Source organism: Methylobacterium sp. A52T, assembly GCF_053346095.1.
Window position 1 is genome coordinate 1 of the sequence record NZ_JBKFBI010000183.1, and the last position, 9,911, is coordinate 9,911.

Consider the following 9,911-nt stretch of genomic DNA (forward strand, 5'->3'; position numbering starts at 1 on the left):
TGCCCCGGGCGGCGGCGCCCCCGGTGGCGGCGCCCGCCCGGCCGCCGGCCCTGGCGGCGGGCCACTCGGCCGGCGCCGCCGTCCTCGCGCGCATGTGCCTCGACGGCGCCATCGCGCCCCGGCTGCTGGTGGCCTTCAACGGCGCTCTCGCGCCGCTGCCGGGGGCGGCGAACCTGCTGTTCCCCAGCATGGCGCGCCTCCTGTTCCTCAACCCCTTCACCCCGCGGATCTTCGCCTGGACGGCGGACCGATCCGCGGCCAAGCGCCTGATCGAGGGGACCGGCTCGCGCCTCGACCCGGAGGGGGTCGACCTCTACCGGCGGCTCTTCGCCCGGGCCGGCCATGTCCGCGGGGCGCTGGGCATGATGGCGAACTGGGATCTCGCCGGGCTGCACCGGGCGCTGCCCGGCCTCGCCACCCGGACCCTGCTGATCGTCGGCGGCGACGACAAGGCCATCCTGCCGGACACCGCCTTCGCCCTGCGCGACCGCATGCCCGACGCCCGCGTCCGCCTGATCCGGGGGCTGGGCCACCTCGCCCACGAGGAGGCGCCGGAGCGCGTGGTCGAGGCGCTCCGCGCCGAAGCTTCGGACGCGGGCGTTCTGTCGCCCCCGTGAGCCGGACGGGACTGGCGCCGGCCTTGCGTGGGTCGTAGAGCCTGCCGCGGCGGGCAGGACGGGATCGAGGAGCGGCCGGAACGATGGCGAGACCCGTGATCGGCGTCATCGGCAACGCGCGCCTGATCGACAGCCGCTTCCCGGCGCAGATCGTCGGCGAGAACAACATGCGGGCGGTCGCCGCGGTGGCCGGCGCCCTGCCGCTGATGTTCGCCGCCGTCCCGACGATCACCGGCCTCGGCGACCTCCTCGACACCGTGGACGGCGTCCTGCTCACGGGGGGCCGCGCCAACGTCCATCCGGCGCGCTTCAACACCGAGCCCTGCGCGGCGCACGAGCCCTACGACGAGGATCGCGACGCCGTGGCGCTGCCCCTGATCGAGGCCTGCGTGGCGGGGGGCGTGCCGCTGTTCGGCATCTGCCGCGGCTTCCAGGAGATGAACGTCGCCTTCGGGGGCAGCCTGCACCCGGAGATCCGCGATCTGCCGGGCCGGCTCAACCACCGCATGCCGCGCCTCGCGAACGGCGAGATCCACCCGGACCTGGAATTGATCTTCGCCGACCGTCACGAGGTCCGGCTCACGCCCGGGGGCGCCTTCGCCCGCCTCCTGGAGCGCGAGACGATCCGGGTGAACTCCCTGCACGGCCAGGGCATCCTGGAGCCGGGCGGGCGGATCGTGATCGAGGGCCTCGCCGAGGACGAGACCGTCGAGGCGATCCGCGTGCGCGACGCGGCGGGCTTCGCGCTGGGCGTCCAGTGGCACGCCGAGCACGATCCGGCCACCAACCCGATCAACCGCACTCTGTTCGAGGCCTTCGGGGCCGCCGCAGCGACGCGGCACCGGGCGCGGCGGGCCGGCCGGGGCTGAGCCGCTCGCGCGCCGGGACGGCCCAGTGCAGACGCCCCGCGCGGCAGCACAGCGCCGGCACACCGCCGGCACCGGGAGTCTTTCCGGCCTTAACCTATGTTTATCCGTGGGCGCTGATCCACGGAATATTGGCTGTCCATCCGGACAGATCTTGGTCACACGCGACCGGATTCACCTTACCCCCCGGACGACCTGTCGCAGGACGGAACAGTGGCCTCCCAATGGTGTTCCCGGAGTCCCGAACAGCGGCCGCCTCGCGTCGAGGCCGACCGCGCAGAGACCGGGCAGGCCCTGCATGCATCTCCCCCGCGACGACCGAGAGCACCCCCGTGCCGAGGCCTTCCGCGACTTCATCCGGAACCCGCCCTTCCCCTGCGTGGGCGCCAAGTCGGCCCTGTCCCGCGGGCGGATGCGGATCGTGGTGGCCCGGGACATCACCTCGGGCTGGGACGACATGCGGATCTACCCGGCACTGCTCGCCTTCGTGGCGCAGTACCGGGCGCAGCCCGATCTGTTCCAGAGCTTCGCGGTCGTGTTCGAGGGCCCGGGCGACCTCTCGGAGGAGGCGTTCGAGCACAACCTCTGGGCGCGCGCGCAATCCCTGACCGACAAGGACGCCTGGCTCGGCCAGCCCCACGACGCCCGCGTGGCCGAGGATCCCGACAACCCGCACTTCTCCCTGAGCTTCGGCGGCGAGGCGTTCTTCGTCGTCGGGCTGCACCCGCAGGCGAGCCGGCCGGCGCGGCGCTTCTCGTCGCCGGTCCTGGTCTTCAACCTGCACGCGCAGTTCGAGCGGTTGCGGGCGGAGGGACGCTACGAGAAGCTGCGCGCCGCGATCCTGGAGCGCGACGAGGCCCTCGCCGGCAGCGTGAACCCGATGCTGGCGCGCCACGGCGAGGCCTCGGAGGCGCGCCAGTACAGCGGCCGCGCGGTCGACGCGGACTGGCGCTGCCCGATGAAGGGCCGACCGGCGCCGGCCCCGGAGGCCCGGGACTGGAGCCCGCCGGCCCTGCCCTTCGACCGCGGACTGCCGGGCAGCGGCGCCTGAGCCGGTCGGATCCGGTCCCCAGTACGGAGTGAGCCACCCACCATGTGCCAACCCACCCTGTGCCAGGCCGACGTGCGGACGATCGCGCCGCGCTCCGGCGTCGCCTTCACCCTCGACCGGGGCCAGCGCCTCACGGTGATCGACCCGTGCGGGGAGCAGGTGGCCGACCTCCTCGCCTTCAACCGCCACGACACGGGGGAGGTGATCTCGTCGGGCCGGACCCTCGACTACGCCAGCCGGATCTACCTGACCACCGGCGACCCGCTCTACTCGAACCGCTCGAAGATCCTGCTGCGGATCCTCGAGGATACGGTCGGCCGGCACGATTTCCTGCTGACGCCGTGCTCGGCCGACACGTTCCGCATCATCTACGGCGACACGAACCCGCATCGCGGCTGCTTCGGCAACCTCGCGGCGGCGCTCGCACCCTACGGCATCGCGCCGGATGCGATCCCGGTGGCGTTCAACTGCTTCATGAACGTGCCGATCGACGGCGCGACCGGGGCGCTCACCGTGGCGCCGCCCCTCAGCCGGGCGGGGGACCGGATCGTGTTCGTGGCCGAGACCGACCTGATCATCGGGCTCACCGCCTGCTCGGCCCTGCAGTCGAACAACGGCAGCTTCAAGCCGATCCACTACAGCGTGAGCGCCTAGCTGCGGGCCCTCAAAAGCCCTGGCCCGATCCCGATATTAATCCATGTAAATCTGTAGACTGTATCGCATTCGATGACTTGACATCGATATTCGCCCACTGACTGCCGGCGAACGGCCGCAGGTCTTTGCGATTTACTAACCCGAATGCACGAGGTTGAGCCCGTACGGCGCCCACGGCGAGTCCCCGCCGGCCGCAGGCCCCTCTTCCGGTGCTCGGATGACCCCCACGCAGACCAGCCGCCCGCCCGCCGACCGTGCCGCGCCGTGGCAGCGCCTCGCCGATCTCCGGCTTCGCCACAAGCTCGCGGCCGTGATGGCCCTGGTGCTCCTGGCCATCGGCGCCCTCAGCGCCCTGAGCTTCCTCGACATGCGCGGCTCGGCGCTCGAGGACCGCGCGCTGATGACCAAGCGCCTGACCGAGGTCGCGCAGAGCCTGCTCGCCCACTACGAGGCGCAGGCCCGGACGGGCCAGATGCCCGTCGCCGACGCGCAGAAGGCCGCGCTCGCGGCGATCACCGCCCTGCGCTTCGGCAGCGAGGACTACTTCTTCGTCCTCGACGACCGGGGCCACCTGATCGCCAACGCCTTCAACGCCAAGAACGTCGGCAAGCAGGTGGTGGACCAGACCGACGTCCCCGGCGGCAAGCGCTACTTCGCCGAGATGGTCGAGACCGCCAAGCGCGACGGCTCCGGCTTCGTCGACTACATGAAGCCGCGCCCCGGCGGGTCCGTGCCGGTGGAGAAGGTCGCGAGCGTGCAGATGTTCAAGCCGTGGGGCTGGATCGTCGCCACCGGCCTGTACCGGGACGACGTCCACGCGGCCGTGCGCGACCGCGCGGTCACCATCGGCCTCTGGTCCGCCGGCCTCGCCCTGCCGATCCTGGCGCTGCTCCTGCTCGTGGGCAACAGCCTGTCCCGCCCGATCACCCGCCTGACCGCGGCGATGCGCGGCCTCGCGGACGGCGACCTCGCGGTGACGGTCGCCGACCAGCGCCGCGGCGACGAGGTCGGCGCCATGGCGCGCGCCGTCCAGGTGTTCAAGGACGCCCTGATCGCCAAGCGCGCCGCCGACGCGGCCGCCGTGGCGGAGAACGACGCGAAGATGCGCCGCGCCCAGATGCTCGACACGGTCACCGCCCGGTTCGACGCGCAGGTCAGCGCGCTGACGCAGGGCCTGTCGGCGGCCGCGGTGGAGATGGAGGCCACGGCCCGGGAGATGACGCGCACGGCCGCGCGGACCACCGACCAGTCGGTGCGCGTCGCCGCGACCTCCGAGCAGACCTCCAGCAACGTGCAGACCGTGGCGGCGGCGAGCGAGGAGATGGCGGCCTCGATCAACGAGATCGCGGCCCGCGTCGCCCAGTCCTCGGCGATGGCCGACCGGGCCGGCACGGACGTGGCCCAGACCAACGCCCTGATGCAGGTGCTCGCCCGCGGCACGGACCAGATCAGCGAGGTGATGGGCCTGATCGCCGGGATCGCCGGGCAGACCAACCTGCTGGCCCTCAACGCCACCATCGAGGCCGCGCGCGCCGGCGAGGCCGGCAAGGGCTTCGCCGTGGTGGCGGGCGAGGTGAAGGCGCTGGCCTCGCAGACGGCCCGGGCGACCGAGACCATCGCGACGCAGATCGCCGCCATCCAGAACGAGACCCGCCAGGCGGTCGAGTCGATGCGGACGATCGGCGGCACGATCGACGAGATGCGCACGGTGGCGCTCAGCGTGGCCGCCGCCATGGAGGAGCAGGGCGCGGCGACGAGCGAGATCGTCCGCAACGTCACCCAGGCGGCGCAGGGCACCCAGGCGGTGAGCACCGACATCGCCGACGTCCGGCAGGCGGCCCGCGAGACCGGCGCGGCCTCCGACCAGGTGCTCAGCGCCGCGCAGGAGCTGGCCCGCTACTCGACGAACCTCGGCCAGGAGGTCACGACCTTCCTGGCCGCCGTGAAGGCCGCCTGAGGGCTGGGTCGCCGGGCCGTCCGGCGACCCCGCGCCCTTACAGGCTGATCCGCTCGCGCACCGCGATGTCGGGGCTCGACGCGCCGCAGGTCGGCAGGCTCTCGACCGGGCCGTGCACCGCCGACGTCGTCGCCGAGAGGTCGTGGTAGCAGATGCAGCCTTCCGCGAAGTAGTGGTGCACCAGGGCCTTGCGGGAGCGCTGCATGTCGGCCCGCGCGGAGCCGCCGTGCAGCAGGTTCGCGTGCCAGAACAGCACGTCGCCCTTGCGCGCCGTGAAGTAGGCCGGCGTCGCCCCGTGCTCCCGGATCTCCTGCTTGATCGCCGGCTCGTAGCGCTCGGAATAGGCGCCGTAGCCGCGCTCGCGGAACTCGTCCGTGGTGATGCCGACGTCGTGGCTGAACAGGTACGGCAGGCGGTGGGTGCCGGGATAGTAGACCAGCGGCCCCGCATCCGCGTGGATGTCCTCCATGGCGACCCAGCAGGCGGCCAGGTAGCCGAGCGGGTAGGTCGTCATGTGGATCGAGTCCGAGTGCTCGGATTGCTGGCTGCCCTTGTGGGACGCGATGGTCTGGAACGGGATCGCGGGGCGGCCCAGCACCATGCTGCTGAAGTTCATCAGCACGGGGTGCTTCAGCAGCCGGTCGATCGCCTCGACCTTCAGGTGCGGGTTGAGGTAGCGGCCCGGATGGGGATCGTCCGGCGCCGCCTTCTCGGGGGCGAGGGTCAGGTCGCCGTCGGCGATCGCGGCCTCGTAGGCGGCCCAGACCTCGTCGATCGTGTCGGGATCGATCGCGCCGCGCAGGACGTAGTAGCCGTGCTCCACCCAGGACCGGCAGATCTCGGCCTGCCGGGGCGTGATCTCCCGGCGCGCGACGCGGCGCGCGACGATGTCGAGGGCGTCGGGCTGGTCGAGCCAGGGACTGGGCCCGGATTCCGGGAAGCTCTCGGCCCGGAACACCTTGATGCAGCCGATATCGACCGGGATGTCGGCGTCGACCGCGTGGGACGGCGCGGGCGGCAGGTGGGGCGCGAGGGGCGGGACGTCGTCGCGCCCGAGGGCGAGGTTGCGCACCGTGGTCCCCACCGTGCGCGCCAGCGATGCAGCGCGCGCAAACCCCTGAGCCATCGTCTCAACCCGTCGGTTCCGTCTCCAGCGTAACCAGGCCGGACGATCGCGACTTTAGCGAGGCAAACAACTTTACGGCGACAGACTTTCGTCTTCGTCGCGTCGGCGGTCTCATCGATGCTCGGGTTGGCCGTCCGGCCCGCCCGCGGCTCAGGCGATCCCGTCGATCGCCACCCGCAGGTGCTCCGGGCCGCGCAGGGCGGCCCCCGGCCGGTAGGGCGGTGGGTCCTCGACGAGGCGCGGCGCCTTCAGCCGGCGGGCGAGGGCGGTGAGCGCCGCCTCCGCCTCGAACCGGGCCAGCGGCGCGCCCACGCAGTAGTGCAGGCCGCCGCCGAAGCCGAGATGGCGGATCCCGGTGCGGTCCGGGTCGAACCGGTCGGGGTCGGGGAAGACGGCCGCGTCGCGGTTGCCGGAGGCCAGCAGCAGCACGAGATCGGCCCCCTCGGGGATCGTGACCCCGGCGATGTCGATGGGCGACAGCGTCCGCCGCGTCCGGAACTGCACCGGCGGCTCGTAGCGGAGCAGTTCCTCGATCAGTCGCGGGGCCCGGAGCGGGTCCTGCCGCAGGCGCTCCAGCTCGTCCGGATGCCGCAGCAGGGTCAGCAGGCCGTTGGTGATCAGGTTCACGGTGGTCTCGTGCCCGGCCACCAGCATCAGGATCGAGGTGGCGATCAGGTCGTAATCGCCCATCTTCACGCCGGCCGGGGTGGCGTGGTTGGCGAGACCCGACAGCATGTCGTCCTGCGGGTGCCTGCGCTTCTCCCTGATCAGGTCGCCCATGTAGCCGCCGATCGCGTCGAAGGTCCGGCTGTTCGCGGCGCGGATCTCGGGGTCGGACAGGCTGTCGGGCTCCAGCGCGGTGGCGAGCTGCGTCGCCCAGCCGTGGAACTTCGGCTCGTCCTCCCGCGGCACGCCGAACAGCTCGCAGATCACCGTCACGGGCAGCGGGTAGGCGAGGTCGTCGACCGCGTCGATCTCCCGGGCACCGCACTTCTCGTTGAGCAGGTCGGCCACCAGCCGGTCGGAGCGGGCGCGCATCGCCTGGACGCGCTCGCGGGAGAACTGGTGCATCACCGCCGAGCGCAGGACGTCGTGGTCCGGCGGATCGCGGAAGATGAAGACCCGGTGCCGGTCCATCATCCAGTCCTTGAGCGGCTTGACGATCAGGTCGGTGAGAGGATTGCCGGTACGCGGCCGGTCGGCCGGGGGCAGGGTCTCGGAGCTGACCCGCGGGTCCTGCAGCAGGCGCGCGATGGTGCCGTGGGTCGCCGCGACCCAGGTGCCCGCCTCGGTGCCGTCGTCCTGGCGCGAGACGGGATTCTCCCGCAGCTTCGCGTAGACCGGGTAGGGGTTCGGCCGGTTGGCGAAGTCCTTGACCTGGTCGAGGAGGGTGGCGTCGGGCATGCGGTCTCCTTCACGCATCGACCCGGATGGCGGCCACCGGCCTTCGGGAAAGATGCTGCAACGACAAAGGCTTCGCCCGATGGGCCGGTTCCGTTTCCCGACGCGTTACGGAAAGCCCGGCTCGTGGACCGTGACGCGCTTCGGCCGGTCGGTCGCGGCGCCCTCGGGCGGGAACGGCGCGCGGGCCTCCACGAGCTCGGCATGGGCCGGCAGCCAGCGAGCGGAATCCACCGCGACCGCCGCGATGCAGCGCCCGTCGCGGCCGTAGGTGGCGACGAAGCGGCCGGCCGCCGGATCGCCCTGCGTGATCGCCACCGCGTCGGCGCCCTCGGTCAGGCCGACGGATTTCACCACGAGGTCGCCCTGCGTCGACCAGAAGGTCGGTAGGGCGCCGTAGGGCACCTCGGGCTCCGCGCCGGCGAGGAGCCGGCCGGCATGGACGCCCTGCGCCACCGCGTGGCTCCAGTGCTCCAGGGCGACGCGCCGGCCGTCGTAGAGGGGGTGGGGAAAGCGGGCGACGTCGCCGGCGGCGGCGATGCGCGGGTCGGGCCGGCCGTCGGTATCGAGGACGTGGCCGCGCGCGTCGCAATCGACCCCGCCCGGATCCGCCGACAGGCCGGCCCCGTCGAGCCACTCGGTGTTGCGCACGGCCCCCAGGGCGATGACGGCGACGTCGGCCGCGAGGCTGCTGCCGTCGACGAGGTGGGCGCGCACCAGCCGGCCGTCCCGGCCCTCCAGCCACTCGACCTCGCGGCCGCAGCGCAGCGCGACCCCGTGGCCCTCGTGGATCGCGCCGATGAACGCTCCGACGGTGCTGCCGAGGATGCGGGCCAGCGGCGTCGGGCCGGGCTCGACCAGGGTGACCGGCAGGTCGAGCTGCCGGCACAGGCTCGCGACCTCGCAGCCGATGAAGCCGGCACCGATCACCAGCACGTGCTTCGGGCCGGCGGCCAGCGCCCGCCGCAGGGCGGCGGCGTCCTCCCGCCCGCGCAGGGTGAAGACGCCGGCGAGGCGGCCCTCGTGCGGGTTCGCCCAGGGCCGGGCGCGGGTGCCGGTGGCGATGAGCAGCCGGTCGTAGGGGACGACCCGCCCGTCCGCGAGGCCGACCGTGCGCGCCTGCCGGTCGAGGCGCCGCGCCGCGCTGCCGAGCTGCCACTCCGCCGCGAGGGCGCCGACCCCCGGCAGGGTCGTGGCCTCCGCGGGGATCGCGCCGGTGAGGACGTGCTTCGAAAGCGGCGGCCGGTCGTAGGGCCGGTACAGCTCGTCGCCGACGATCGTCAGCGCGCCGGAGAAGCCCGCTTCGCGCAGGGCCTCGGCCCCGCGCAGGGCCGCGAGGCCGGCGCCGACGATCAGGACGCGCTCGGAATCGCGCGCCATCAGGCGCCCCGCTCCGGATCCTCGACCCGGATCGCCTGGACCGGGCAGGCGACGCGCGCCCGCTCGATGTCGTCCCGGTCCCGCGCGGCGGGGGCGGGATCGTAGAACAGGGCCTCGTGCCCCTCGATGCGGAAGTGCCGCGGCGCCGCGTAGCAGCACTGGGCGTAGGCCTGGCACAGGTTGAGATCGACGCTCACCCGCAGGCCGGGCGGGGGGCCGGAGGACGCATCGGCAGGGGCGGACATGGCGGGGCAACCGCGCGCGGCGCCGCGGGTTCCGCGGGCTCTCGTCGCGGGGCACGGCGCGGGGCACGTCGCGGGGCACGGCGCGGGGCACGGCGCGGGGCACGGCGCGCGCCGTCGCCGCGACCGGTCGTCGGGCGGGGCGGGCCCCCCCCCCGCCGGGCGTCATCCCTATTAAACGTGTTTCGGCGATCCTGGTGGAAATGCAGCGACGCGATTCCCCTGCGCAGCGGTTCGATCTATTGTCGCGCTGCTCCGCGGATCTGTCCGAAACCCCGCGATGACAGGAGGGCGCCATGCCGCACGGTGCGCGAACGAGCCTCGCCGCCCTCATGCTGGTCCTCGGGATCGGCGGCGCCTCCGCCGAATCCGTCGCCACGACATGGACGGATCCGCCGGCCCACAAGGCCGGATCCCAGAAGGCGCCGGCCACGGACACGAAGGCCGCGCCGCCGGCACCGTCCGCAGCGACTCCCACCGGGACGCCCGCCGCCGCGACCGAGACCCGGCCGTCCCCCGCCCGGCGGAAGGCTGTGGCGGCGCGGCGCGCGCCGGAGCGGAAGGCCGCCCGCGCGGCGGTGGCGCCCAAGCGGGTCGCCGCCGCGCAGCGCCGGGCC

Annotated in this window: 9 protein-coding genes and 1 pseudogene; 6 read left to right on the top strand and 4 right to left on the bottom strand. The window is 73.3% G+C overall.

The window, feature by feature from the left end:
• The 5 genes from bchO to ACLBYE_RS27695 all read left to right on the top strand — a co-directional run.
• The coding region (gene bchO / locus ACLBYE_RS27675; protein ID WP_447696627.1) for an alpha/beta fold hydrolase BchO at positions 1–617 on the top strand (617 nt) is incomplete at its 5' end.
• Between the two features lie 83 nt (positions 618–700).
• Positions 701–1,486, top strand: a complete 786-nt coding sequence (locus ACLBYE_RS27680) for a gamma-glutamyl-gamma-aminobutyrate hydrolase family protein (RefSeq protein WP_447696628.1) — start codon at positions 701–703, stop codon at positions 1,484–1,486.
• 295 nt (positions 1,487–1,781) lie between these two features.
• The gene (gene gntA, locus ACLBYE_RS27685) at positions 1,782–2,534 is read left to right on the top strand and encodes a guanitoxin biosynthesis heme-dependent pre-guanitoxin N-hydroxylase GntA (RefSeq protein WP_447696629.1); all 753 of its coding nucleotides are present in this window, start codon (positions 1,782–1,784) and stop codon (positions 2,532–2,534) included.
• 42 nt (positions 2,535–2,576) lie between these two features.
• Positions 2,577–3,188: a DUF1989 domain-containing protein gene (locus tag ACLBYE_RS27690; RefSeq protein ID WP_447696630.1), complete on the top strand. Its 612-nt coding sequence runs from the start codon at positions 2,577–2,579 to the stop codon at positions 3,186–3,188.
• Between the two features lie 217 nt (positions 3,189–3,405).
• Entirely contained in the window at positions 3,406–5,145 is a 1,740-nt protein-coding gene (locus ACLBYE_RS27695; protein ID WP_447696631.1) for a methyl-accepting chemotaxis protein, read from the top strand.
• Between the two features lie 37 nt (positions 5,146–5,182).
• Here ACLBYE_RS27695 and ACLBYE_RS27700 read toward each other — a convergent pair whose 3' ends face one another.
• The 4 genes from ACLBYE_RS27700 to ACLBYE_RS27715 form a co-directional block, all read right to left on the bottom strand.
• Positions 5,183–6,271: a phytanoyl-CoA dioxygenase family protein gene (locus tag ACLBYE_RS27700; RefSeq protein WP_447696632.1), complete on the bottom strand. Its 1,089-nt coding sequence runs from the start codon at positions 6,269–6,271 to the stop codon at positions 5,183–5,185.
• A gap of 150 nt (positions 6,272–6,421) precedes the next feature.
• Complete coding sequence (locus ACLBYE_RS27705; protein ID WP_447696633.1) at positions 6,422–7,675, bottom strand: cytochrome P450; 1,254 nt, start codon at positions 7,673–7,675, stop codon at positions 6,422–6,424.
• 105 nt (positions 7,676–7,780) lie between these two features.
• A complete protein-coding gene (locus ACLBYE_RS27710) occupies positions 7,781–9,052 on the bottom strand; it encodes an NAD(P)/FAD-dependent oxidoreductase (protein WP_447696634.1) in 1,272 nt (423 codons plus the stop codon).
• Complete coding sequence (locus ACLBYE_RS27715; protein WP_020095273.1) at positions 9,052–9,297, bottom strand: ferredoxin; 246 nt, start codon at positions 9,295–9,297, stop codon at positions 9,052–9,054. Before ACLBYE_RS27715 ends, ACLBYE_RS27710 begins: the two co-directional genes overlap by 1 nt.
• Before the next feature lie 293 nt (positions 9,298–9,590).
• On the opposite strand from ACLBYE_RS27715, the pseudogene ACLBYE_RS27720 reads away from it, so the two are divergent.
• Positions 9,591–9,911: pseudogene (locus ACLBYE_RS27720) on the top strand (hypothetical protein); the annotation flags it as partial.